This is a genomic window from Pseudomonas sp. B111, assembly GCF_026428275.1.
Taxonomy (GTDB): domain Bacteria; phylum Pseudomonadota; class Gammaproteobacteria; order Pseudomonadales; family Pseudomonadaceae; genus Pseudomonas; species Pseudomonas aeruginosa.
In genome coordinates this window covers 2,547,842-2,573,195 of sequence record NZ_CP097857.1, presented here as the reverse complement: position 1 = coordinate 2,573,195, position 25,354 = coordinate 2,547,842, and the positions used below count along the sequence as shown (strand labels likewise).

General features: G+C 67.6%; 22 protein-coding genes and 1 pseudogene. 15 read left to right on the top strand and 8 right to left on the bottom strand.

Going from position 1 to position 25,354, the window contains the following annotated elements:
• From hcnC to M6E97_RS11895, 7 genes are all read left to right on the top strand, one after another.
• On the top strand, positions 1–1,254 hold the full coding sequence (hcnC, locus tag M6E97_RS11925; protein ID WP_034005599.1) for a cyanide-forming glycine dehydrogenase subunit HcnC: 1,254 nt from the start codon (positions 1–3) through the stop codon (positions 1,252–1,254).
• A 152-nt stretch (positions 1,255–1,406) separates the two neighbouring features.
• Positions 1,407–1,991, top strand: a complete 585-nt coding sequence (locus M6E97_RS11920; RefSeq protein ID WP_003132102.1) for a TetR/AcrR family transcriptional regulator — start codon at positions 1,407–1,409, stop codon at positions 1,989–1,991.
• A gap of 130 nt (positions 1,992–2,121) precedes the next feature.
• Complete coding sequence (locus tag M6E97_RS11915) at positions 2,122–3,159, top strand: NADP-dependent oxidoreductase (RefSeq protein ID WP_003132100.1); 1,038 nt, start codon at positions 2,122–2,124, stop codon at positions 3,157–3,159.
• Positions 3,156–3,500: a putative quinol monooxygenase gene (locus tag M6E97_RS11910; protein WP_023091839.1), complete on the top strand. Its 345-nt coding sequence runs from the start codon at positions 3,156–3,158 to the stop codon at positions 3,498–3,500. The genes M6E97_RS11915 and M6E97_RS11910 overlap by 4 nt, the downstream gene beginning before the upstream one ends.
• A 5-nt stretch (positions 3,501–3,505) precedes the next feature.
• On the top strand, positions 3,506–4,381 hold the full coding sequence (locus M6E97_RS11905) for an NAD(P)-dependent oxidoreductase (protein ID WP_003089038.1): 876 nt from the start codon (positions 3,506–3,508) through the stop codon (positions 4,379–4,381).
• 88 nt (positions 4,382–4,469) lie between these two features.
• Positions 4,470–6,065 carry an EAL domain-containing protein gene (locus M6E97_RS11900; RefSeq protein ID WP_034005600.1) on the top strand — a complete coding sequence of 532 codons (1,596 nt, stop codon included), beginning with the start codon at positions 4,470–4,472 and terminating at the stop codon, positions 6,063–6,065.
• A 125-nt stretch (positions 6,066–6,190) separates the two neighbouring features.
• The gene (locus M6E97_RS11895) at positions 6,191–7,075 is read left to right on the top strand and encodes a DUF1911 domain-containing protein (RefSeq protein ID WP_034005602.1); all 885 of its coding nucleotides are present in this window, start codon (positions 6,191–6,193) and stop codon (positions 7,073–7,075) included.
• 15 nt (positions 7,076–7,090) lie between these two features.
• Here M6E97_RS11895 and M6E97_RS11890 read toward each other — a convergent pair whose 3' ends face one another.
• The 8 genes and pseudogenes from M6E97_RS11890 to M6E97_RS11855 form a co-directional block, all read right to left on the bottom strand.
• The gene (locus M6E97_RS11890) at positions 7,091–7,768 is read right to left on the bottom strand and encodes an amino acid ABC transporter permease (protein WP_003089043.1); all 678 of its coding nucleotides are present in this window, start codon (positions 7,766–7,768) and stop codon (positions 7,091–7,093) included.
• A 1-nt stretch (position 7,769) separates the two neighbouring features.
• Positions 7,770–8,470, bottom strand: a pseudogene (locus M6E97_RS11885) (amino acid ABC transporter permease).
• A gap of 80 nt (positions 8,471–8,550) precedes the next feature.
• Positions 8,551–9,357: an ABC transporter substrate-binding protein gene (locus M6E97_RS11880; RefSeq protein WP_003124678.1), complete on the bottom strand. Its 807-nt coding sequence runs from the start codon at positions 9,355–9,357 to the stop codon at positions 8,551–8,553.
• Between the two features lie 299 nt (positions 9,358–9,656).
• Positions 9,657–10,133: a hypothetical protein gene (locus M6E97_RS11875; protein WP_034005603.1), complete on the bottom strand. Its 477-nt coding sequence runs from the start codon at positions 10,131–10,133 to the stop codon at positions 9,657–9,659.
• A gap of 87 nt (positions 10,134–10,220) precedes the next feature.
• Complete coding sequence (locus M6E97_RS11870; protein WP_003089050.1) at positions 10,221–11,168, bottom strand: LysR family transcriptional regulator; 948 nt, start codon at positions 11,166–11,168, stop codon at positions 10,221–10,223.
• Positions 11,169–11,235: 67 nt separating this feature from the next.
• Entirely contained in the window at positions 11,236–12,756 is a 1,521-nt protein-coding gene (locus M6E97_RS11865) for a tripartite tricarboxylate transporter permease (RefSeq protein ID WP_003089051.1), read from the bottom strand.
• A complete protein-coding gene (locus M6E97_RS11860; protein WP_004349699.1) occupies positions 12,753–13,283 on the bottom strand; it encodes a tripartite tricarboxylate transporter TctB family protein in 531 nt (176 codons plus the stop codon). The genes M6E97_RS11865 and M6E97_RS11860 overlap by 4 nt, the downstream gene beginning before the upstream one ends.
• 27 nt (positions 13,284–13,310) lie before the next feature.
• Positions 13,311–14,324 carry a Bug family tripartite tricarboxylate transporter substrate binding protein gene (locus M6E97_RS11855; RefSeq protein WP_003111000.1) on the bottom strand — a complete coding sequence of 338 codons (1,014 nt, stop codon included), beginning with the start codon at positions 14,322–14,324 and terminating at the stop codon, positions 13,311–13,313.
• A 266-nt stretch (positions 14,325–14,590) separates the two neighbouring features.
• On the opposite strand from M6E97_RS11855, the gene M6E97_RS11850 reads away from it, so the two are divergent.
• The 8 genes from M6E97_RS11850 (at position 14,591) to M6E97_RS11815 (ending at position 24,750) form a co-directional block, all read left to right on the top strand.
• Complete coding sequence (locus M6E97_RS11850; RefSeq protein WP_034005605.1) at positions 14,591–15,916, top strand: MFS transporter; 1,326 nt, start codon at positions 14,591–14,593, stop codon at positions 15,914–15,916.
• Positions 15,909–16,868, top strand: coding sequence for an amidohydrolase family protein (locus M6E97_RS11845; protein WP_003123451.1), 960 nt, complete (start codon positions 15,909–15,911; stop codon positions 16,866–16,868). Before M6E97_RS11850 ends, M6E97_RS11845 begins: the two co-directional genes overlap by 8 nt.
• Positions 16,865–17,878 carry a 4-hydroxythreonine-4-phosphate dehydrogenase PdxA gene (locus M6E97_RS11840; protein WP_034005606.1) on the top strand — a complete coding sequence of 338 codons (1,014 nt, stop codon included), beginning with the start codon at positions 16,865–16,867 and terminating at the stop codon, positions 17,876–17,878. Before M6E97_RS11845 ends, M6E97_RS11840 begins: the two co-directional genes overlap by 4 nt.
• A 172-nt stretch (positions 17,879–18,050) precedes the next feature.
• Positions 18,051–19,301 (top strand): OprD family porin, encoded by a 1,251-nt coding sequence (locus tag M6E97_RS11835; protein WP_011666668.1) that lies wholly within the window; start codon positions 18,051–18,053, stop codon positions 19,299–19,301.
• 185 nt (positions 19,302–19,486) lie between these two features.
• Entirely contained in the window at positions 19,487–20,809 is a 1,323-nt protein-coding gene (locus M6E97_RS11830) for an MFS transporter (RefSeq protein WP_023091831.1), read from the top strand.
• Positions 20,810–20,839: 30 nt separating this feature from the next.
• Positions 20,840–22,015 carry an L-lyxonate dehydratase gene (locus M6E97_RS11825; protein ID WP_003111006.1) on the top strand — a complete coding sequence of 392 codons (1,176 nt, stop codon included), beginning with the start codon at positions 20,840–20,842 and terminating at the stop codon, positions 22,013–22,015.
• A 27-nt stretch (positions 22,016–22,042) separates the two neighbouring features.
• On the top strand, positions 22,043–23,038 hold the full coding sequence (gene araD1, locus M6E97_RS11820; RefSeq protein ID WP_003111007.1) for an AraD1 family protein: 996 nt from the start codon (positions 22,043–22,045) through the stop codon (positions 23,036–23,038).
• Positions 23,039–23,166: 128 nt separating this feature from the next.
• A complete protein-coding gene (locus M6E97_RS11815) occupies positions 23,167–24,750 on the top strand; it encodes an aldehyde dehydrogenase (NADP(+)) (RefSeq protein ID WP_034005608.1) in 1,584 nt (527 codons plus the stop codon).
• Positions 24,751–25,354 lie beyond the last annotated feature (604 nt).

The window sequence follows — 25,354 nt, the reverse complement described above, 5'->3', positions numbered from 1 at the left end:
ATGAACAGAACCTATGACATCGTGATTGCCGGCGGCGGCGTGATCGGCGCGTCCTGCGCCTACCAACTGTCCAGGCGCGGCAACCTGCGCATCGCCGTGGTCGACGACAAGCGACCGGGCAACGCCACCCGCGCCTCGGCCGGCGGCCTCTGGGCCATCGGCGAATCGGTGGGGCTGGGCTGCGGGGTGATCTTCTTCCGCATGATGTCCTCCCGCAACCGGCGCGAGGCCCAGGGCGCGGCGGTGGCGGTGGACGCGAGCACGCCGCACATCCTGCCGCCGGCGTTCTTCGACCTCGCCCTGCAATCCAACGCGCTGTACCCGGAACTGCACCGAGAACTGATCGAACGCCACGGGATGGACTTCAAGTTCGAGCGCACCGGCCTGAAATACGTGATCCAGGACGACGAGGATCGCCAGTACGCCGAGCACATCGTGGCGCAGATCCCGCATCTGGCCGAGCAGGTACGCTGGCTGGACCGCGAGGAACTGCGTCGTGCCGAGCCGGCGGTCAGCCAGGCGGCCCACGGCGCGCTGGAATTCCTCTGCGACCACCAGGTCAGCCCGTTCCGCCTGGCCGACGCCTACCTGGAGGCGGCGCGCCAGAACGGCGTCGAGCTGTTGCTGGGAACCAACGTCATCGGCGTGCTGCGCCAGGGCCGGCGGATCAGCGGGGTGCGCACGGACAATGCCGGGGTGCTGCATTGCCGGACCCTGATCAACGCCGCCGGCGCCTGGGCCGCGGAACTCAGCGAAATGGCCACCGGCCGGCGCATCCCGGTGAAGCCGGTGAAGGGCCAGATCGTCCTCACCGAACGCATGCCACGACTGCTGAACGGTTGCCTGACCACCAGCGACTGCTACATGGCGCAGAAGGACAATGGCGAAATCCTGATCGGCAGCACCACCGAGGACAAGGGTTTCGACGTCAGCAACACCTTCCCGGAAATCGCCGGCCTGGTGCAGGGCGCGGTGCGTTGCGTGCCGGAGCTGCAACAGGTCAACCTCAAGCGCACCTGGGCCGGCCTGCGCCCGGGCTCGCCGGACGAACTGCCGATTCTCGGTCCGGTGGCGGAGGTGGAGGGCTACCTGAACGCCTGCGGGCATTTCCGCACCGGCATCCTCACCTCGGCGATCACCGGGGTGCTGCTCGACCGGCTGGTCCACGAAGAGACGCTGCCGCTGGACATCGCGCCGTTCCTCGCCGCGCGCTTCCAGCCGGAGCCTGCCGCCGTGGCGGTCGCGGCCTGCTAGGTCCGCGAGGGGTAAATCCGCGGAGCGGGGCGGGCGGCGGTCCGGCGTCCGTTCCGCACGGTTCCCGACAGCGGCGCAGTTGCCGTCGGCGCTATACTCATGGCTTCGAATTATTTCTAGACGACTGGTCTAATTCAAGCTACCGTGCGTCCATGAAACCCAGCTACGACGACACCCGCCAGCATCTGCTCGATACCGGATACCGGATCATGGCGGTCAAAGGCTTCTCCGGCGTCGGCCTCAACGAAATCCTGCAGACCGCGGGCGTTCCCAAGGGCTCGTTCTACCATTACTTCAAATCCAAGGAACAGTTCGGCCAGGCCCTGCTGGAGGACTACTTCCGCGTCTACCTGGCGGACATGGACCAGCGCTTCGCCGCGCCAGGGCTGAATGCCCGCGAACGGCTGATGAGCTACTGGCAGAAGTGGCTGGACAATGCCTGCCCGCCCTGCGACGAGCAGCGCTGCCTGGTGGTCAAGCTCAGCGCCGAGGTGGCGGACCTTTCGGAAAGCATGCGCATCACCCTGCGCGACGGCTCCGACGGGATCATCGAACGCCTGGTCGGCTGCCTCGGGCAGGGCCGCGACGACGGCTCCCTCGCGCCCTGCGATGCCCGGCACATGGCCAGCGCGCTGTACCAGTTGTGGCTCGGCGCGAGCCTGCTGAGCAAGCTGCACCGCAGCCCGGGACCGCTGGAAACAGCCATGCAGACCACCCGCAGCCTGCTGGAAATCTGAGGTTCCGCCAGGAAATACCCGCCCCGCGAGAGGCGGGTATTTTTTCGGCCTGTTAGTAGTCGACTGGTCTAATTTATACCGCGCACGGTATGAACCGTTCGCCACATGCGTCAGACAGAGGAGTCTGGATATGTCCCAATCCACGCAGGTCAACCGCCGCATCGTCCTCGCCTCGCGCCCCCACGGCGCCCCGACCCGGGATAACTTCCGCATCGAGCAGGTTCCGCTTCCTGAGCCCGGCGCGGGCCAGGTGCTGCTGCGCACCGTCTACCTGTCGCTCGATCCCTACATGCGCGGACGGATGAGCGACGCGCCGTCCTACGCGCCGCCGGTGGAACTCGGCGCGGTCATGGTCGGCGGCACGGTCAGCCGGGTGGAAGCCTCGAACCATCCCGGGTTCAAGGTCGGCGACTGGGTACTCTCGGCCAACGGCTGGCAGGACTACGCGCTTTCCGACGGCAGCGGCCTGGCGCGCCTGGGCGAGTCGCCGGAGCATCCGTCCTACGCCCTGGGCCTGCTCGGCATGCCCGGCTTCACCGCCTACATGGGCCTGCTCGACATCGGCAAGCCCCAGGCCGGCGAGACCCTGGTGGTGGGCGCCGCCACCGGGCCGGTCGGCGCCACCGTCGGACAGATCGGCAAGCTCAAGGGCTGCCGGGTGGTCGGCGTCGCCGGCGGTGCGGAAAAATGCCGCCACGCCGTGCAGGTGCTCGGCTTCGATGCCTGCCTCGACCACCATGCCGCGGACTTCGCCGAACGACTGGCCGAGGCCTGCCCGGACGGCATCGACATCTATTACGAGAACGTCGGCGGCAAGGTCTTCGACGCCGTCTTTCCGCTGCTCAACGCCAAGGCCCGGATTCCGGTCTGCGGCATCGTCGCCCACTACAACGACACCGACCTGCCGCCCGGGCCGGACCGCTTGCCGGCGCTGATGGGCACGATCCTGCGCAAGCGCATCAAGGTGCAGGGCTTCATCATCTTCGACGACTACGGCCATCGCTACGATGAATTCCAGCGCGACATGTCGAAGTGGTTCGCCGACGGCCTCATCCAGTACCGCGAAGAGCGGGTCGACGGCCTGGAGAATGCCCCCGAGGCCTTCTTCGGCCTGCTCCAGGGACGCAATTTCGGCAAGCTGGTGGTGCGCGTCGGAGCCGACGCATGAACCAGGCGATCCGCGTGGTAGCGCTGTTGCAGGCGCGCGAGGGCAGGGCGGCGGAGGTCGAGCGGCTGCTGCTGGCCTGCGTGCAGCCGTCGCGGGCGGAGGACGGCTGTCTGTCCTACGTCCTGCACCGGAGCCTCGACGAGGCCGGGCGCTTCGTCTTCGTCGAACGCTGGGCCGACCGCGACGCCATCGAGCGGCACCGACGGATGCCGCACTACAGGGCGATGGCCGATGCCGTCGCCGATCTCCTGGCGGACCGCCAGGTGTTCCTTCTCGAGGAACTGCCAGCGGCCAGCCTGTCTCCGGTAGATCCGGAACCTAAAAGACCCCACGAGGAGTGAAACGGATGAAAGTCGGATTTCTGGGCCTGGGCGGCATGGGCGCCGCCATGGCCACCCGCCTGGTGCAGGCGGGGCTCGAAGTGACGCTGTGGAACCGTTCCGCGGCGGCCTGCGAGCCGCTGGTGGCGCTGGGCGCGACCAGGGCGGAGGAGGTCGGCGAGCTGTTCGGCCTCGACGTGGTCATCAGCATGCTGGCGGACGACCAGGCGATTCGCGCCGTGCTGCTCGACAGCGGTGCGCTCGAACGGGCGAGGCCGGGTCTCATCCACCTGAGCATGTCGACCCTGTCGCTCGATTGCGTCGAGGCGCTCGACCAGGCACACCAGCGCCAGGGCATCGCGTTCGTCGCCGCGCCGGTGTTCGGCCGCACCGACGTGGCCGAGGCCGGCAAGCTGAACATCGTCGTCGGCGGCCCGGAGGAAGCCATCGAGCAAGTCAAGGCACTGCTGGAAATTATGGGACAGAAGACATGGTTTTTCGGAAAAGACCCGCGCAGCGCAATGGCGGTGAAGATCTCTGGTAACTTCATGATCGCCAGCGCCATCGAAAGCATGGGCGAAAGCGTCGCCCTGGTGAAGCGCCTGGGCGTCGAGCCCGGCCGGTTCATGGAACTCATGTCCTCGACGCTTTTCGATGCGCCTGTCTATCGCAACTACGGCCCGCAGATCGTCGAGCAGCGTTTCACCCCGGCCAGGTTCCGCCTGGTCCTCGGGTTGAAGGACGTCGACCTGGCGCTGTCCGCCGGCAAGCGCCACAACGTGCCGCTGCCGCTGGCCAGTCTGTTGCACGACGTGTTGCTCGAAGCCATCGCCCATGGCGACGGGGAATCGGACTGGACGGCGCTGGCGAAGGTAGCGTTGTCACGATCGGGACAAATCTGAAAAGGTTCTGCGCACGGCCCGACAGGGCCCGTGAAGCTGTTCGGCAATCTGGCGTGCTTTCCATGAACTCTTTTGACGGGAAGAAGGTATGTCCGAGCGTGAAACGGCTGCCGCGGGCCGGATCAACTGGCGGCGGATCCTGCCGATACTGCTCACCACGTCGTTGGTGGGCGGTGTCTGCGGGATCTTCGTGATCAACGAACTGGATCGCCAGCACGACGGGGCGCACCTGGCGTCCTACACCGAAATGGCCCTGGAGCGGGCGCTGGAGATTTCCTCCGCGGCCGAGCAGATGCTCCACGAGATGAACGCCGGCGGCCCCGCGGCCTGCAGCGACCAGGACCTGGAGGCGCTGCGCTCCATCGTGCTCGAATCGCGCTTCATGAGCGACGTCGGCCGGGTCAGCGGCAATCGCATCGTCTGCACCGGCGTCCGCGGCCGGCTACGATCGCCGTGGGGGCTGGCTGCGCCCGACCGGATCGACGCCAGAGGCACCCGCTTCTGGTCGGAGGGCATGCCCTTGCCCCTGCAGATGCTGCCTTCCGGCCTGGTCGGGCGCGGCAACGCCATCCTCTTCATCGCCCCGCATGCCTACTTCGATGTCGACCACCCGGACCCGGGCATCTCGGCGGCGGCCGTCAGCCGCGGCGGCGACTACATCTACCACCGTTTCGCCTGGGACGACGACCAGCCCCTCGAGGCGCTCGGCCGGCCCGGCTGGCCGCGCTTCATCGGCGCCCGGCAGATAAGCCTGTGCGACCCGACGCAGGACATCTGCGTGGTCTCCCATCTCCGTGAACGCGGCCTGCTTGGCACCGAGCCCGGACGCGCGGCCATGGCCGCGGCGCTCGGCGGCGGGCTGTTGTTCGGCGTCATGCTGCTGCTCAGCTATCTGTTCGGCTTCCTCAACGACGAAAAACTGCCAGCCAGGCTGCTGCGCGCGTTGAAGCGCGAGGCCCTGGAGGTGCACTACCAGCCCATCGTGCGCCTGGCCAGCGGCCGCTGCGCCGGGGTCGAGGCCCTGGCGCGCTGGACCGATAGCAGCCTGGGGCGGGTTTCCCCGGATGTCTTCATCGGCGCCCTGGAGGAGAGCGGCGACATCGAACTGCTGACCCGTTTCGTCTTCCGCCGCGCCCTGAAGCAGCTCGGGCCGTTGCTGAGGGAGCAGCGGAGCTTCTACGTCAGTGTCAACGTCACCGGCAAGGACATCGCCGACCCCGGTTTCATCGATTTCGCCATGCGCCAGATGGCCAGGGAAAGCGTGCGCCCGGAACAGGTCGCGCTGGAACTGACCGAGCGCACCACCGAGGCCCAGGGCTGCCTGCTGGCCGGGATGAACCGCCTGCGCGAACTCGGCCTGAAGATCTACGTGGACGATTTCGGCACCGGTCATTCGAACCTGGTCTACCTGGCCAACCTGCCGGTCGACGCGATCAAGATCGACAAGGTCTTCACCCAGTCCATCGGCGACAGCAGCGCCGTCGAACTGATCTTCGACAAGCTCTGCTCGATGGCCGAGCACCTGGAGATCGGCGTGGTCGTCGAAGGGATCGAGACACAGGCCCAGGCCGACCACGTGCTGCGCCGCTCGCCCGAGGCCCTCGGCCAGGGCTGGCATTTCGGCAAGGCACTGCCGCTGGAGGCCTTCCTCGGCTACTACCGGAACCAGCCGACGGGCCGCTAGGGCGGGCCTTTCGCAGGGGCGTCGCGCTGCGCTAGCATCGGCCGTCCATACCGGACGCGGCCTGGACGGCCGCACTCCGGATCGCACGGATCGGCCGGAAACGGCCGCGATCACCACAGGCCGCCATGCACGCATTCCCCCTCACCCTGGACAACCGACTCGCCGACGCCCTGCCGCTATGGCGCAACCTGGCCCGCACCGACCGGGCGCCGCGAAGGAACATCGACCTCGCCGACTGGAAAGCCGACTGGCGCGAACTGATCGCCGCGCTCGACAGGTTTTCCCGGAGCCACGGCTATCGCCAGCCGTTCACCGCGCAAGGGCACGCAGCCCTGGAAAACGCCTGGGCCTGGGGCCAGGCCGCGGAAAACGCCAGTACGCTGCTGCTCAAGGCCATCGACCGGGGCCTGGCCGGCGCCGAACTGCGTTCCATCTACCTGGAGACCGCCGCGCTGTGGCTGGACTACAGCCGGCTGCTCGGCGCCGCCCGCGACAGTCTGCGCGAGCAGGGCGAGGTCGACTTCGAGACGGCGCCGGCCCTGGCGCCGCGCACCGACCAGTACCCGTTCGCGCTGCAACTGCTCGCCATGGGCGTGCTGCTCGACGCCCAGGAGCTAATCCCGGCGCTGGTCGAGGAGGTCCTGCAGTTCGATACCGACCGCCTGCTCGACTATCTCGGCGCGGCCGCCCTCGGCCTGACTTCCGCCAGCGAGGAAACCTTCCATCCACGGCCGTTCGGGCAGTTGCGGGCGTTCTTCGAAGAGGCGGACGGCAGCGACGCCCAGGCGCTGGCGCCTTACCTGCAAAGCCAGTACCGGGAGTTCTTCCAGCTTTCCCCCAAGGCGCAGAAGAAGACCCGCCGCCTGACCGGCCCCTACGCCTGGGGCTGGTGGGCCATGGAGGTGTCGGCGCTGGGCGTGCTCTACGGCTGGGACGATGGCGTCCTGCGCGCCTCGCCGCATTACCTCGGCGACCTGGTCGACTACGCGCGGGCGCGCGGCGACGCCTGAGCCACCGGCCGCCGCTCAGGCCCGCCGGCGGCGGGCGAGGAAAGCGGCGGCCAGGTCGAGGCTGGTGCAGAGCAGGAAGTAGAGCAGGGCGACGAACAGGAAGATCTCCGTCGGGTGGACCATCACCCGGTTGCTCACCTGGGTGGCGACGAAGGACAGTTCGCCGACGCCGATCACGTAGGCCAGGGAAGTGTCCTTGATCAGCGACACCCACTGGTTGAGGAAGGACGGCAGCATCACCGGCAGCGCCTGCGGCAGGATCACCAGGCGCAACACCTGCCACGGCCGCAGTCCGAGCGCGCGGGCGGCCGCCCACTGTCCGGCGGGGAGGCTGTGGATGCCGGCGTACACCGAGTGGGCGAGGTAGGCGCCGCCGATCAGCGACAGCGCGCAGACCACGGTGGCCAGCGCCGGTACGTCGACATGGAAGACGATCGGCAGCAGGAAGTAGGTCCAGAAGATCAGCATCAGCACCGGGATCGCACGGAAGAAGCCAAGCAACGTCACCAGCAGCAGGCGCGGCTTGCCGGGCAGCACCGCGAGGGCCACGCCGAGGACCAGGCCGAGCACCGCCGAAGCCAGTCCGGAGAGCGACGCCAGCAGCAGGGTCAGCGCCGCTCCGCCAAGCGGGCCGTCCGGGTAGGCGCCGAGCAGCAGGTAGGACAGGTTATCCGAGATGACCGAGAAATCCATCTCAGGCACCTCCCTGGCGGTAGCGGCGGGTCTGCTGCAACGCCTGGCCGAAGGCTTCGATCAGGGCGATGGCGCCGATGTAGAGGAGGGTTGGAAGGTCTTGAAGGTCTCGGTTTCCACCTGGCGCGAAGCGTAGGACAGCTCGGCCAGGCCGATGGCCATCGCCAGCGAGGAGTTCTTCAGCGCATTCATGTACTGCCCGAGCAGCGGCGGCAGGGCCGTGCGCAGGGCCTGCGGCAGCACCACCACGCGCCATACCTGGCGCTGGGTCAGCCCCAGCGCGAGGCCGGCGGCGCGCTGCTCGGGGCGTACCGAGGCGATGCCGGCGCGGAACTCCTCGGCGACGAAAGCCGAGGTATAGAGGGTCAGCCCCCAGGCACCGGCGAGGAACTCGAAGGACGGCCAGTCGAGCAAGGGCGTCTCGTGCGGCGTGTTCAGCCAGCTCACCAGCGCTTCCGGCAGCAGCGCGGGAACGCCGAAGTACCAGAAGAACAACTGCACCAGCAGCGGGGTATTGCGGAACAGCGCCAGGTAGGCGCGCGCCGGCCAGGACAGCAGACGCCGGCGCGACAGCCGGGCGATGGCCAGGGGGGCGCCGATCAGGGTGGCGAGCAGGCAACTGAGCAGGGCAAGACCGAGGGTCAGCAGGAAGCCGTCGAGCAACCAGCGCAGGTACTGCGGGGCGAGAAGTTCGCCGAACATGTGCGGGATTCCGTCGGGTAGAACGAAAAACGCGCCTCAGCGAAGTGAGGCGCGCGGGTCGTGCGGGCGAAGCGGGCCGCTCAGCTCTTGTCGCCGATCTTGTACAGGCGCGCCAGCGGGGTCTTGGTCTGCGGACCGAACCAGGTGTCGTAGATCTTCTGCGCCTGACCGTCCTGCTCCAGCTCGCGCAGGCTCTTGTCGACGAACTCGGTCAGGGACTTCTCGCCCTTGGGAATACCGACGCCGATCAGGTCGTTGGAAATGGTGAAGGGCGGCACTTCGTACTTGTCGCGGTCGGGCACGTTGGCCAGCAGGCCGATCAGCTTCGGACCGTCCTGGGTGATGGCCTGGACCTGGCCGTTGCGCAGGGCGGTGAAAGCGAAGGGCGTGTCGTCGTAGGCGATGACCTTGGCGCCGGGGAACTTCTCGCGCAGCACGCCTTCGTTGACCGTGCCCTTGTCCACGCCGACCCGCCACTTGTTGAGGACTTCCGGCGAGGTCAGGGTGCCTTTCTTGACGATGAACTGCTGGCCGGAGGAGAAGTAGGGGATGCTGAAGTCCACCTGCTGCGCACGCTCCGGGGTGATGGTGAAGTTGGCCAGGACCAGGTCGACCTTGTTCGCCGTCAGCAGCGGGATGCGGTTGGCCGGGTTGGTCGGCAGCACTTGCAGCCGGACGCCCAGCTTGTCGGCCAGGGCCTTGGCATAGTCGACGTCGAGGCCTTCGATCTGCTTGCTCTTGGCGTCGACGAAACCGAACGGCGGGTTGCTGTCGAAGGACGCGACGCGCAATACGCCGGCCTTGCGGATGTCCTCCAGGCGGTCGGCCTGGGCCAGGCCGGAGATCAGGGCAAGGGCGAGGGCGGTGATGGCGGGGAGTTTCTTCATGAAAGTTCCAGCTCCTTGTCGGCCGCGATCGACGATCAGGGCCTTGCAATGTGGGGCGGACATTCCGGATGGGAATGCCGCCATGTCGGCGCGGGGGGGATCCCGTGGCGAAGGGAGTTTGGCAGGGGCCAAGGGTCGGGAGAAAAGAATGAATCGATCTATCTTATTTCCAGACGAAATAAGAGGTATGAAAACAAGGATTCAAGGAAATAAAAAACGATAGCGTAACGCCATGGTCCGCAGGGCTTCCGCGTCGGGGGTTCGTCGTCGAGAAGGAAGGCCGGGGCCCGGCGGCCCCGTCAGCGGCTGTCCCGGCAGTCGATCACGCTGGCGTTGGTGATGATGTCCCGGCTGTCGGTGTACAGGGTGATGCTGCAGAAATAATCGAGGATGGTCTCGTTCTCGTAGTAGCCGGTCTTGCGATAGACCGCCTCGCTACTCACCGGCGCCATGCCGGCGACCCCCTGGCCACCGACGCCGACCCAGGTCTCGCGCTGGCCGACGTACTCGGTGCCGGTCTGTATGAAGACCTTGTCCGGCCCCATGTGGGTCCGCACGCGGTTCCAGGCGTAGAAGCCGCCGCTACCGTAGGACGAAGGGCCGAGGCCCTGGTCGGGCTTGCCGAACAGTTCGAAGGCCTTGTCGGCGGGCTGGCCGATGAGCTTCTGCGCGGCGACCTTGACCTCGTTGTCGCGATTCCCCGACTGACCGAGGGAGGCGCAGGCGCTGAGACCGAGGACGAGCAGGGCGAGACCGAAGGGCTTGATCGAGGGCATGGCATTCACTCCGTTGAAATGCCCGAGGATGTTAGAGGTCCAGCCGGCTCGCGGCTATTAGCTCATTTGTGCTAGTGCTAGTGCCGCTCACTTCGCCAGGTGCCGCGCCTGTTCGGCATGTACGCTGGCCATGAAGGTCTGCATGGCCGAGGAGTGGACCCGGTTGCGTCGGGTGATCAGGCCATAGGGCGGCAGGCGCGGCTCCAGCTGGATCGGCAGGATCGCCAGCAGGTGCTTGCCCGGGTAGTCCTCGATCACCGAGCGTGGAGTGATGCCGATCATGTCGGTCTGTTGCAGCAGGGAGAGCAGGGTCATGATCGAGGTGGTCTCGACGATACTGCTCGGCAGGTCGATGCGCGCATTGTGGAAGGCCTGGTTGACGATCCCGCGCATCGGGCTGGGGTGCTGCTGCAACACCCAGGTCAGCTCCTGCAACTCGCCCCAGTCCAGCTTGCGTGCCTGCGACAACGGGTTCTGCGCGCCGACCACCACGCAGAGCTCTTCCTCGCCGAGGCTGTCGAACACCAGGTCGTCGGTGCGCGCGCCGCTGGGGATGCGTCCGAGCACCACGTCCAGCTGGTCCTGTTGCAGGGCCTGGACCAGCACGTCGCTGGTGTCCACCTGGATGCTCATCGACAGCCGTGGATGACTCTGCTTCAGGGTCGCGATGGTGCGCGTCAGCAGGCTCGAGGCCAGCGCCGGGATCGCTCCGACGGTGACCCGGCCGAGGTTGCCGGATTCCAGGGCAACCAGTTCCTCGCGCATCCCGGACAGCTCGGCGAAGATCATCCGCGAGTAATAGATCAGCGTCTCGCCGAAAGGCGTCGCGCGCATGCCGCGCGGCAAACGCTCGAACAACTCGACGCCGAGCAGGTCTTCGGCCTCGTGGAGCATCTTGGTCGCCGCCGGCTGGGTCATGCCGATCTCGTCGGCGGCGCGGCGCAGCGAGCCGAGTTCCTCCAGGGCCAGCATCAGGCGCAACTGGCGCAGGCGCAGGCGGCTGTGGATGATGCTGGCGTCGGGAATCCGGGACATGGCGTATCTCGCTGGCGGCGGGGAGACCCAGGGTGACAAGAAATCCACCCCGCCGCCAGACGCAGGCTCAGGCGGCATGCCGGAGACTCCGCCGGCCACGCCGGAACAGCGCCCCGGCGCACCGCGCCAGCAACGGCCAGAGCAGCATCGCCAGCGCCGCGCCGGTCAGGCTGGCCACAAGCGGGTTGGACCAGAACACCGAGAGTTGCCCGTCGGAGAACAGCATCGACTGGCGGAACGCGTCCTCGGCCTTGTCGCCGAGCACCGCGGCGAGCACCAGCGGGGCGATGGGGTAGCCGAGTTTCTTGAACAGGTAGCCGAGCGCGCCGAACAGCAGCATCAGGACCACGTCGAGCATGGCGTTGTGCACCGAGTAGGCGCCGATGGCGCAGACCATGACGATGATCGGCGCGACGATGGCGAACGGAATCCGCAGGATCGAGGCGAACAGCGGTACGGTCGCCAGTACCACGATCAGGCTGACCACGTTGCCCAGGTACATGCTGGCGATCAGGCCCCAGACGAAGTCGTGTTGTTCGACGAACAGCGTCGGCCCGGGATGCAGCCCCCAGATCATCAGGCCACCGAGCATCACCGCGGCGGTCGCCGAGCCGGGGATGCCGAGCGTCAGCATCGGCAGCAGGGCGCTGGTGCCGGCGCTGTGGTCGGCAGTCTCCGGAGCGATCACGCCTTCCACCTCGCCCTTGCCGAAGTTCTCGCGGTTCTTCGAGAAGCGCCGCGCCAGGCTGTAGCTCATGAACGAGGCGGCGGTGGGGCCGCCCGGAGTGACGCCCATCCAGCAGCCGACCAGCGCGCTGCGCAGCCAGGTCAGCCAGTAGCGCGGCAGCCTGGCCCAGGTACGCAGGATCACCATCGGCGTGATGCGTGCGCGCTCGCCGCGAAACACCAGGCCTTCCTCCACCGTGCAGAGGATCTCGCCGATGCCGAACAGGCCGATCACCGCCACCTCGAAACTCAGCCCGGAAAGCAGCCAGGGCTGGTCGAAGGTCAGGCGCAGGTCGCCGGACACGGTATCCATGCCCACGGCGGCCATGGCGAAGCCGATGGTCATCGCCACCAGGGTCTTCAGTGGCGGGTTGCGGCTCATGCCGATGAAGGTGCAGAACGCCAGCAGGTAGACGGCGAAGAACTCGGGCGAGCTGAACGCCAGGGCGAAGCGAGCGATATGGGTGGACAGGAAGGTCAGCAGCAGCACGCCGACCAGCGCCCCGAGGAGCGCCGAGGTGAAGGCGGCGGTCAGCGCTTCGCCGGCCTGGCCGTTGCGCGCCATCGGGTAGCCGTCGAAGGTGGTGGCCACCGACGAGGGCTCGCCGGGGATGTTGAACAGGATCGAGGTGATCGAGCCGCCGAACAACGCGCCCCAGTACATGCAGGAAAGCAGGATGATCGCCGACACCGGCGACATGCTGAAGGTCAGCGGCAGCAGCAGCGCCACCCCGTTCGGCGCACCGAGGCCCGGCAGCACGCCGACCAGGATGCCGAGCAGCACGCCGATCACCATCAGGCCGAGGTGATGGGCGCTGAGGACCAGGCTCATGCCCTGCATCAGGGAATCGAATTCGCTCATGGCCTGGCGCTCCCGACGAAGGCCGCGAGGTCGGCCAGTATTCCGGCATCCAGCGGCACCTTGAACCAGACGGCGAAGACCAGGTAGCTGGCCAGCGCCGCGCCGCAGGACAGCGTGACGATCAGCGGCACGCCGTAGGGTTTGTCGCGGCTACGGTCGCGCCACATGAACCAGGCGATGAACAACGCGGAGGCGAGGTAGATCCCGGCGAACGGCATGGCCGCCACGTAGGCGGCGATCGGCAGGAACACCGCAAGCACCCGGCGAAAGGCCGTGCGGGCGACGAACGAGGTACCCAGCGCCCGCCAGCGGCACAGGGCCAAGAGCAGGTTGCCGAGGCTGGCGGCGCTCAGCAGCAGGCCGATGTAGAAGGGGAAATAGCCGGCCTCGGGGCCGCTGTCGCCCCAGCCGATGCCGATATCCTGGCTGCCGTACATGACGATCGCGCCGAGCGCGGCGGTGAACAGCGCCAGGCCGATCTCCACCCAGCGGGTGGCGACCAGCGGCGCATCGGATGAGCTGGACATGTTCGTCTCCTGGTCGCGCTACGCGGGTTACTGGCGAAGCCAGCCGGCTTCCTGGAACAGCGGGATGACGCGCTGGCGGTCCTTCTCGATGTAGCTCACTAGGTCTTCGCCAGCGAGGAAGGTCGGCGCCAGCGCCGAGCGTTCGACATAGTCCCTGAACTCGGCGGTCTGGCTGACCTTGCGCATCAACTCGACGTAGAAGGCGCGCTGCTCGTCGCTGACTCCGCCGGGCAGGAACACGGTGCGCGGGAAGCGGTACTGGTCGATGCCCAGGCCCTGTTCGTGGCAGGTGGGGATGTCCGCCCAGGACTGCTCGGCAGCGACCTTGGCGGTGTAGATCATGCGCTCGTGGCTGAACACGCAGAGCGGCCGGACCTGGCCGCCGCGCCACTGGCTGAGGCTTTCCGCCGGGTTGTTGAGGTTGGCGGCGATGTGCCTGCCGGCCAACTGGATGGACGCCTCGCTGCCGCTCTTGAAGGGGATGTAGGTCAGCTTGCCGCCGACCTGCTTGCCGAGCAGCAGGCTTAGAGTCTGGTCGACGTCCTTCGACTGGCTGCCGCCGAAGCGCATGCCTGCCGCGTCCTTCTTCAGATCGGCGAGGAACGCCGCGGCGTCCGCCCACGGCGCCGCCTGGTAGGTCCAGAGGATGAAGTCGTCCTCGGCCACCGCTGCCACCGGCGTCAGGTCGGTCCATTGGTAGCCCAGCCGGGCCACCAGCGGCAGCAGGTAGACATTGTTGGTGCCGATCACCAGCTTGTGCGCGTTGCCCTTGGCCAGCTTCAGGTCGAGGAAGGCTTCGGCGCCATTGCCGCCGCCCTTGTTCAGCACCACGGTGTTGACGTCGAGCAGCTTGTTCTGGCTGATCGCCGACTGGACCAGGCGGGCGAGTTGGTCGGTGCCGCCACCGGGACCGCCGGCGACGACGATCTCCAGGTTCTCTTCGGGTTTCCAGGCAGCCGCCAGGGCGGGCAGGGCGGTGCAGCAGAGCAGGGCGCAAGCGGCCAGGAAGGAGGGGACGGAGCGCGCATATGCGGTACGCATGGAGGACCTCTGGTTGTCATTGTTGTTATGGGTAGAGCGGAGTGTGCGAAGCGAACCGATAAGCGTCCACTCAAAATAAGGCATACACCGATAGCCTGGGGTTATGAGTGGAAGCGGATGTCGGATACCTGGAGCGATAACCGTAGGAAATGGCCGTATGAGCAGCTTTGATTAGACGGTTATCGATGGAAAGCCGGATAGTGGGCCTGCCGGACCTGCCAACCCAGTTCCGCAGCACAAGAACAACAATAAAAGAGGTACGACCCATGGCTCAGGCACAGACCGCCGTGCTCCAGGCTGATCCTGCCCAGGACAAGGCCACTGCCGCAAAACCCAGCAACGTCCGCTGGCGCATCTTCGCCATCGTCTTCGCCCTGACGGTGATCAACCTGGTCGACCGGGTCTCGCTGTCCATCGCCATGCCCACCATCGCCGGTGAATTCCAGCTCACGCCGAGCATGCAGGGGCTGATCCTCAGCAGCTTCTTCTGGGCCTACGCGCTGTTGCAGATTCCCGGCGGCTGGCTGATCGACCGCTACGGCCCGCGCCGGGTGATCGGCTGGTCCACCGGCCTCTGGGGAGCCTTCCAGACCCTCGCGGCCTTCGCCAGCGGCGGCCTGTCGCTGATGTTCGCCCGGGTCGCCCTGGGCGCGGCGGAAGCGCCGCTGTTCCCCTCCGGCGGCAAGCTCAACTCGCTGTGGCTGGGCTCCAGCGAACGCAGCCGCGGCGCCGTGCTGATGGACTGCGGAGGGCCGCTGGGCGTCGCTCTCGGCGGACTGGTCATCGCCTACCTGATCGCCGTGCTCGGCTCCTGGCGCAGCGCCTTCTTCATCGCCGGCATCGCCACCCTGGCCATGGCCTGGCTGGCCTGGCACTACCTGCGCGACGACCCGGCCGAGCATCCCGGGGTCAACGCCGCCGAGCTGGACCGGATCAACGCCGACCGCACCACCCCGCTCGCCGAAGCGGACTGCCAGGCCGGCGGAAGACTGGGCATCGCCGGCCGCTCCCTGGTCGGTATCGTCCTCGGCCGCGCCAGTTGGGCCATGGTGTTCTTCGGCCTGCTGACCTGGGGTCCTAGCTACCTGGCGCAGGCGCGCGGCTTCGATATCAAGGGTATCGGCGCCGCGACCTTCGTCATCTTCCTCTGCGGCGCCGTCGGTTCCCTGGTCGGCGGCTTCCTCTGCGACCTGCTGATCCGCAAGGGCGTGCGCCGCGGCCTGGCGGCCAAGGGCCTGCTGACGGTCTCGGGCCTCGCGGCGCTGGTCGCCTTCCTGCTGTTGCCGAGCCTGGAAGATGCCTATGCCGCCGTGACCCTGCTGGCGCTGACTGCCTTCTTCCTGATGTGGGGCAGCCTGTACTGGAGCTTTCCGGCCTTGCTCGCCACTCCGGCCCGGGTCGGCCTGGTCGGCGGGGTGATGAACATGGCCGGCAGCCTCGGCGGCATCGCCGTGCCGATCCTGGTCGGGCTGCTGCTGCAACACCTGGGCGGATATGCCGCGGTGCTGGGCTTCTTCGCCCTCTGCTCGGCAGCCTTCATCGTCGGCACCCTGCTGATTTCCCTGGACAAGACCGAGGCAAAGCATGGCTGAGCTGTACGACGGGCCGATCGTCGACGCCCATCATCATTTCTGGGACCCGCAGGCGAACTACCACCCCTGGCTCGCGGAGGACGCCAAGATTCCGTTCCGCTACGGCGACTACAGCGCGATCAAGCGCCGCTACCTGCCGGCGGACTACTTCGGCGACGTCGGCGCACACCGGGTGGTCGAGACGGTCTACGTGGAAACCGAGTGGGACCCGCGCGATCCGCTCGGCGAAACCCGCTTCGTGCATCACCTCGCCGAACGCCATGGCGCGCCCCACGCAGTGGTGGCGCAGGCCTGGCTGGACGCGCCGGACGCCGCCGAGGTGCTGGCGGCGCAGGCGGGCTTCGCACGGGTCCGCAGCGTCCGCCACAAGCCCGGCGGTCCGCAACGCCCGCAACAGGTCGGCGAGCTGCGCAGCCTGATGAGCGACGAGCGCTGGCGTCGCGGCTATGCCGAGCTGGCCCGGCACGGCCTGCACTTCGACCTGCAGACACCCTGGTGGAACCTCGCCGAGGCCGCATGCCTGGCGCGCGACTTCCCCGATACGCTGATCGTGCTCAACCACGCCGGCCTGCCGTCCGATCGCAGCGAGGAGGGGCTGGCCGCCTGGCAACGGGCCATGGCGCGCTTCGCCGAATGCCCCAACGTGGCGTTGAAGATCTCCGGCATCGGCCAGGCCGGCCGGCGCTGGAGCGTCGAGGACAACGCCTGGATCGTCCGCGAAAGCATCGCCCTGTTCGGCGTCGAGCGGGCGATGTTCGCCAGCAACTTCCCGGTGGACAGCCTGTGCGGCTCGTTCGACGACATCTATGGCGGTTTCAAACGCATCGTCGTCGACCTGCCGTACGCCGACCAGGAACGGCTTTTCCATAGCAACGCGCGGCGCATCTACCGCACCGTACCCGACACCGTGCGCCTGCAGCAGGCGTCGCCCGACCCGAGGACTTCCCCATGAACGCTCCATCCCTACCGCGACTGGCCATGGTCCTGGGCGATCCGGCCGGCATCGGCCCGGAACTGATCGCCCGCCTGCTGGCCGACACCGAGGTGCGCGAGAAGGCGCACATCGTGCTGATCGCCGACGAAGCGGAAATGCGCCGCGGCATGCGCATCGCCGGCTGCGAATTCCCCTACCGACGCATCGACGCGCTGGAGACCCTGGATTTCGCCGACGCCACGCCACTGCTGCATCCCTGGCTCAGCCAGGGCGGGGACGAGTTCCCACGCAGCGAAGCGAGCGCCGTCGGTGGCCGCTACAGCCTGGAAACCCTCGCGCTGGCCCTCGAACTGACCCGCAGCGGCAGGACCGACGCGATCCTCTTCGGCCCGCTGAACAAGACCTCGCTGCACATGGCCGGCATGGACCACAGCGACGAGTTGCACTGGTTCGCCGAGCGCCTGGGGTTCGGCGGCCCGTTCTGCGAGTTCAACGTCCTCGACGACCTCTGGACCTCGCGGGTGACCTCCCACGTAGCCCTGGCCGAGGTGCCGGGCCTGCTCAGCCAGGAGCGGGTAGGGGAGGCGATCCGCCTGATCGACGACGCGCTGCGCCGCAGCGGCCTGGCGCGGCCGCGCATCGGCGTCTGCGGACTGAACCCGCACAACGGCGACAACGGCAGCTTCGGCCGCGAGGAGCTGGACATCATCGCTCTGGCGGTGCAGAAGGCGCGCGAACAGGGGATCGCCGCCGACGGCCCGTATCCCGCCGACACCATTTTCCTCAAGGTGCAGGGCGACGCCCGTGCCTTCGACGCGGTGGTGACCATGTACCACGACCAGGGGCAGATCGCGATCAAGCTGATGGGCTTCTCCCGCGGCGTGACCGTCCAGGGCGGCCTGCCGATCCCCATCGCTACGCCGGCCCACGGTACCGCCTTCGATATCGCCGGGCAGGGAAGGGCCGACGTCGGCGCCACCCGCCAGGCGTTCGAGATCGCCTGCCGGATGGGCAGGCACAAAGCCTGATCGCCTGCATGCGACGCGACAACCAGAGCGCCGCCCCTTCGTAACGCGCTCCCTGGCGCCTCCCTGTACCGTCGCGGCGGGGCAGGAGGCGTCGCACCTTCGACGAGAGACACATCGCCTGGAGCCGCAGCGCTCCACGGCTCGCTTCGGCCTGGGAAAAGGAAAAACAACAATGACCCGTTCCGCTCCGAACCTGCTGAAATCCGCCTCGCTCGCTCCGGTCCTGCTGGCCGGCCTGCCGTCGCTCGCCGGCGCCGAGGGCTTTATCGAAGACGCCAGCGTCAGCCTCGGCCTGCGCAATCTCTATTTCAATCGCGACTTCCGCCAGCCCGGCGCGGCGCAGTCGAAGCAGGAGGAGTGGGCCCAAGGCTTTCTCCTACAGGCAAAATCCGGCTATACCCAGGGCACCCTGGGCCTCGGCGTCGAGCTGATCGGCCAGCTCGGCCTGAAGCTCGACAGCAGTCCTGATCGTGCCGGCTCCGGGCTGCTGCCACGCCACGCCGACGGACGCGCCGCGGACGACTACGCGCGACTGGGCGTGGCGCCGAAGCTGAAGCTGTCGAATACCGAGCTGAAGCTCGGCGAACTGCTGCCGGAACTGCCAATCCTCCTGCGCAACGACGGCCGCCTGCTGCCACAGACCTTCCAGGGCGGCATGCTGACCTCCAGGGAAATCGCCGGCCTGACCCTGCACGGCGGGCAGATGCGCTCGCTCAGCCAGCGCAACTCCAGCGACCACCAGGACCTCTCGGTGGATGGGCGCGGCGGGGTGTTCTCCGACCGTTTCGACTACCTGGGCGCGGAGTACCGCTTCAATGCCGAGCGCAGCCAGGTCGGGCTGTGGCAGGCGCGACTGCAAGACATCTACCGGCAGGACTACTACAGCTTGAGCCACAAGCAGAGCTTCGGCGGCTGGCGCCTGGGCGCCAGCGTCGGGCTCTTCGACACGCGCGACGAAGGTGCCGCGAAGCTCGGTGATCTGGAGAATCGCGCGCTGACCGGTTTCTTCAGCGCGACCCGCGGCCGCCACAGCCTCGGCGCCGGCTACCAGCGCATGTACGGCGACGACGGGATGCTCTACATCGCCGGCACCAGCACGCCGTTGGTCAACGACATCCAGGTGCGCAACTTCACCAGCGCCGGCGAGCGCTCCTGGCAACTGCGCTACGACTACGACTTCGTCGCCCTGGGCATTCCCGGGCTGACCGCCATGGCCCGCTACGCCAGCGGCGCCCATGCCCGGACGAAGGCGATGGACGACGGCCGCGCCTGGGAACGCGACGTGGACGTCGCCTACGTGATCCAGAGCGGCCCGCTGAAGAACCTCGGCCTGCGTTGGCGCAACGCCATGCTGCGGTCCAACCATGCCGCCGATGTCGACGAGAACCGCCTGATCCTCTCGTATTCCCTGCCGCTGCTCTGAGCGCAGGGCCGTTCTCGCTGCTGCCCGATAACCGGCGATTGGCTGATTGGTGAAAAGGTATTGCCTGGGGTTATCGATGAATGCGCAGAAGTGATTATCCGCGCGGGAGCGGCCTGGCTACAGTCGGCCCAACGCAAGCGGCCATGCCGCCTCCGCGTCGAACAACAACAAGAAGGAAGCCCTCCATGAGCGCCATGAACGACCACGCCAGGCTGCTGTCCTCGGCGATCGCCACCAGCCGCCTGCGGCTCCTGCCTTTCCTGGTCCTGATGTATGTACTGGCTTTCATCGACCGGGCCAACGTCGGTTACGCGCGGGCCTTCCTGCAAGCCGACACCGGCCTCGGCGATGCCGCCTTCGCGTTCGGCGCGAGCATCTTCTTCATCGGCTATGCCTGCTTCGAGGTACCCAGCAACCTGATGCTGCACCGCCTCGGCGCCAGGGTCTGGCTGTGCAGGATCATGGTCACCTGGGGCCTGGTCTCGGCGGCGATGATGTTCGCCGACGACGCCATGACTTTCTATGTCCTGCGCTTCCTGCTGGGCGTCGCCGAGGCGGGCTTCTTCCCCGGCATCATCCTCTACCTCACCTACTGGTTCCCGCAGCGCAGCCGTGCCCAGGCGCTCGGCCTGTTCTATTTCGGCCTGCCGCTGGCGCTGGTGCTGGGCGGTCCGCTGTCCGGCTGGCTGCTGGAGTTCCACGGCATCTTCGGCCTGGCCAACTGGCAGTGGCTGTTCGTCACCGAGGGACTGCTGGCCTCGCTGGTCGGCATTGCCGCCTACTTCTACCTGGTCGACCGCCCGCGCGATGCCGGCTGGCTGAGCGACGAGCAGAAGCGGGCGCTGGAAGGCGAGCTGGCCGAAGAAGACACCCGCAAACAGGCACGCGGCCCGCACGGCTTCCTCAGCGCTCTGCGCAGCGGCCAGGTGCTGAAGTTCTGCCTGGTCTACTTCACCATCCAGATGAGCGTGTACGGCGTGGTGTTCTACCTGCCGACCCGCATCGCCAGCTTCCTCGACGGCCAGGTCGGCCTGAACGTCGGCCTGATCACCGCGATTCCCTGGGTCTGCGCCCTGGTGGTAACGCGCCTGGTGACCCGCCAGGCCGATCGCAGCGGCCTGCACCGCCAGCTCGCGGTGGCCATGCTGGGCATGGCCGCAGCCGGCATCGCCGCCTCGGCGCTGGCCGGCAACCTGGGCCTGGCGGTGATCGCCTTCTGCTTCGCCGCGTCCGGCTTCGTCTCGGTGCAGCCGCTGTTCTGGACCCTTCCCACCGGTTACCTGAGCGGTGCGGCCGCGGCCAGCGGCATCGCCCTGATCAACTCCCTGGGCAACCTCGGCGGCTTCGTCGCGCCGAACCTCAAGACCCTCATGGAAAGCCAGTTCGCCGACCCGCGCGCCGGCATGTTCGCCCTGGCCGCCGTCGGCCTGCTCGGCGCCTGCCTGCTGGCCCGGCTGAAGACCTCCGGATCGCCGTCCGTCCCGCTGCGAGCGCGGCAGGCCGGCTGACCCACACTACGCACCGATAGGAGCTGCGACATGAAAATCAAATCCGTCCGTACCCGCGTCTTCGAATGGAAGGGCAAGGTCGTCCCGCCGCAGGCGCACTTCTGCACCAATGCCAGCGACATCCTGTTCGAGAAAGGAGACGCCATGGGCTCGTTCCGCTTCCACGGCTGGCTGGTGGTGGAGATCGAGACCGACGACGGCCTCGTCGGCATCGGCAACTGCGCCCTGGCGCCGCGCGTGGCGAAGGAAATCGTCGACCTCTACCTGGCGCCGATCTGCATCGGCGAAGACCCGTTCGACAACGAGTACATCTGGCAGAAGATGTATCGCCGCACCCACGCCTGGGGCCGCAAGGGCATCGGCATGGCAGCCATCTCGGCGGTGGACCTGGCGATCTGGGACATCATGGGCAAGGCGGTGAACAAGCCGGTGTTCAAGCTGCTCGGCGGCCGCACCAAGGAGAAGATCTGGACCTACGCCTCGAAGCTCTACGCCAACGACAACCTCGACGCCTTCCTCGAAGAGGCCCAGGGCTACCTGAACCAGGGCTTCACCGCGCTGAAGATGCGCTTCGGCTATGGCCCCAAGGACGGCCCGGCGGGCATGCGCAGGAACATCGAGCAGGTCCGCGCGCTACGCGAACTGGCCGGGCCGGACATCGACATCATGCTCGAATGCTACATGGGCTGGACCCTGGAATACGCCCGGCGGATGCTGCCGAAGCTCGCCGAGTTCGAACCGCGCTGGCTGGAGGAGCCGGTGATCGCCGATGACATCGAGGGCTACGTCGAGCTGAAGAAGATGGGGATCATGCCGATCTCCGGCGGCGAGCACGAATTCACCGGCCACGGCTTCAAGGACCTGCTGGAGCGCCGCGCGGTGGACGTCATCCAGTACGACACCAACCGCGTCGGCGGGATCACCGCCGCGCGCAAGATCAACGCCATGGCCGAGGCCTGGTCGGTGCCGGTGATCCCGCACGCCGGACAGTTGCACAACTATCACCTGACCATGGCCAGCACCGCCTCGCCGATGGCCGAGTTCTTCCCGGTGTTCGACGTCGAGGTCGGCAACGAGCTGTTCTACTACGTGTTCAAGGGCGAGCCGCAGCCGGTCGACGGCTATATCCAGCTGGACGACCACAAGCCCGGCCTGGGCCTGGAGATATCCGAAGAGCACCTCAAGGATTTCATCATCATCGAGTGATAGTCGGAGCCCACAGGAGGAGCCGAGATGCGGCTGATTCAATTCGAGGACCGGGCAGGGCAGCGCCGGGTCGGCGTCGTCGAAGGCGCCGGGATACAGGTGCTGCGCGGCGTGCGCAGCACGCGCGAACTGGGGCTGGCGGCGATTCGCGCGGGCAGCGGCCTGCACGACGAGGTGCTGCGCCGAGGCAGCGAGCCAGGCCCGGACTATGCCGGGTTGCTGGAGGAGGGAAGGGTGCTGCCGCCGCTGGATCATGACGACCCGGCCCATTGCCTGGTCAGCGGCACCGGCCTGACCCACCTGGGCAGCGCCGCGACGCGCGACCGCATGCACCAGCAGAACCAGGGCGACGAGACCGCGCTGACCGACACCATGCGCATCTTCAGGTGGGGCCTGGAGGGCGGCAAGCCACCGGCGGGCCAGGTCGGCGCGCAGCCTGAATGGTTCTACAAGGGCGACGGCGGCATCGTCGTGCGACCCGGCGCGGACTTCCCGCTACCGGCCTTCGCCGAGGACGCCGGCGAGGAACCGGAGCTGGTCGGGCTCTACCTGATCGGCGATGACCGCCGGCCTTACCGGCTCGGCTACGCCCTGGGCAACGAGTTCTCCGACCACCTGATGGAGCGCCGCAACTACCTGTACCTGGCGCATTCCAAGCTACGCGCCTGCTGCTACGGGCCGGAGCTGCGAGTCGGCGAACTGCCGCGCCACCTGCAGGGCGAGAGCCGGATCCTGCGCGACGGCGAAGTGCTCTGGCAGCAGGCGTTCCTTTCCGGCGAGGACAACATGTGCCACAGCCTGGAGAACCTCGAGTACCACCATTTCAAGTACGCGCAGTTCCTCCGTCCGGGCGACGTCCACGTGCATTACTTCGGTACCGCCACGCTGTCCTTCGCCGACGGGATCAAGGCTGCTCCGGGGGATGTCTTCGAGATCGCCATGGCCGAGTTCGGCGCGCCGCTGCGCAATGGCATCGCCGCCGTCGAGACCGCACTGACGCCGGGGCGGGTGGTAGCGCTCTGAAGCCCCACCGCCGTGCATAGGCCGGAGCTCCACGAGAAACCCGCGGCACGGTTTCCTTCATTCCTGCGGAGCCTTGGCTCCAACCCCGCCGGCCATCCCCGGCGGGGCTTCCCCTGTATGAGGTCGACATGACAGCCATCCTCGGACACAACTTCATCGGCGGCGCCCGCAGCGCGGCCGGCACGCTCTTCCTGCAAAGCCTCGACGCCGCCAGCGGTGAGGCGCTGCCGTACCGCTTCGTGCAAGCCACCCCGGAAGAAGTGGACGCCGCCGCCGAAGCCGCCGCCAGCGCCTACCCGCACTACCGGCAACTGCCGGCCAGCCGCCGCGCGGAATTCCTCGATACCATCGCCGCCGAACTCGACGCGCTGGACGCTGATTTCGTCGCCATCGTCTGCCGTGAAACCGCGCTACCGGCCACGCGCATCCAGGGCGAACGCAGCCGCACCAGCGGCCAGCTGCGCCTGTTCGCCGAAGTCCTGCGGCGCGGCGACTTCCATGGCGCGCGCATCGACCGCGCCCGGCCCGAACGCAAGCCGCTGCCACGCGTCGACCTGCGCCAGTGCCGGATCGGCCTCGGCCCGGTGGCGGTGTTCGGCGCGAGCAACTTCCCCCTGGCGTTCTCCACCGCCGGCGGCGATACCGCCGCGGCCCTGGCCGCCGGCTGCCCGGTGGTGTTCAAGGCGCACAGCGGACACATGGCCACCGCCGAACGGGTCGCCGCGGCGATCCTCCGCGCGGCCGAGCGCACCGGCATGCCGGCGGGCGTGTTCAACATGATCTACGGCGGCGGAGTAGGGGAGCGGCTGGTCCGCCACCCCGCGATCCAGGCGGTCGGCTTCACCGGTTCGCTGAAGGGCGGCCGCGCCCTCTGCGACATGGCGGCCGCCCGGGCGCAACCGATCCCGGTGTTCGCCGAGATGAGCAGCATCAACCCGGTGGTGCTGCTGCCGGCGGCGCTGAAGAAGCGCGGCGAGGCCGTGGCCGACGAACTGAGTGCCTCGGTGGTGCTCGGCTGCGGCCAGTTCTGTACCAATCCCGGGCTGGTCATCGGCATCCACTCTGCGCAATTCTCGGCGTTCCTCGAACGCTTCGCCGCCCGCATGGACGACCAGCCGGCGCAGACCATGCTCAATGCCGGCACGCTGGCCAGCTATGAAAAAGGCCTGGCGGCGCTGCACGCCCACCCGCGCGTCCGCCATCTCGCCGGGCAACCGCAGGAGGGCCGCCAGGCCCGGCCGCAACTGTTCCAGGCGGACGTCAGCCTGCTGCTGGAGGGCGACGAGTTGCTGCAGGAAGAAGTCTTCGGCCCGGCCAGCGTGGTCGTCGAGGTCGCCGACCACGCCGAACTGAAGCGCGCGCTGCATGGGCTGCACGGGCAGCTCACCGCGACCCTGATCGCCGAAGCGGAAGACCTGGCGTCCTTCGCCGACCTGGTACCGCTACTGGAACAGAAGGCAGGGCGCCTGCTGCTCAACGGCTACCCGACCGGCGTGGAAGTCTGCGACGCGATGGTCCACGGCGGCCCGTACCCGGCCACTTCGGACGCCCGCGGCACCTCGGTGGGCACCCTGGCCATCGACCGTTTCCTGCGCCCGGTGTGCTACCAGAACTACCCGGACGCGTGGCTGCCGGAAGCGCTGAAGGATGGCAACCCATTGGGGATTGCGCGGTTGGTGGACGGGGTTGAGACGCGGGCGGCGATTGACTGAAAGAGGAACCGGGCAAAGACGAGGTTCGGAGGATATCGAAGCCTCAGAGGTGTGCAGCAGGACACTGGAGGAGCCCCGGAAGAGGCCCGCCGGTGTTCCTGCCTGTACCCCGAATGAGCAAAGCGAGTATCGATCCAGGGCTACCCGAGCGCTCCTATCGTCCCATGCCTGGACGCGGAAAAGCCGCTTCTCGGTGTCGAGGGATTCTCGTCCGATACCGCCACTTGCATCGGCATGAGACAGGAGGCGCGCCACAATCTCTCCGGGGGTCCTTCCTTCCGTGGCGAATGCCATGATGCCTCCCTGGCAGGATCGCCGCTTGGCTCCGTATAGCGCGATGGTGAAAAACACATGAGACAATATTGACTCATGTGAACTATATAAGCATCATGCGATCCCAGCGCTCGATCGTCGTCCAAGCGGCATGAATAGCGAGTCCGGCCCAGCCTGGCCAGATCGAGCCGAGCGGACAACTGATGCGCGTGAGTGGCCGAACCCATGCCATCGCTGTAACGCCCCGAACAGAATCGTCTTCCGACGGCAGCCTCCCCCGACAGGTGGTTTCCCCGTGCCCATTCCCTGCCGGGCAAGGCACAGGTTGGCC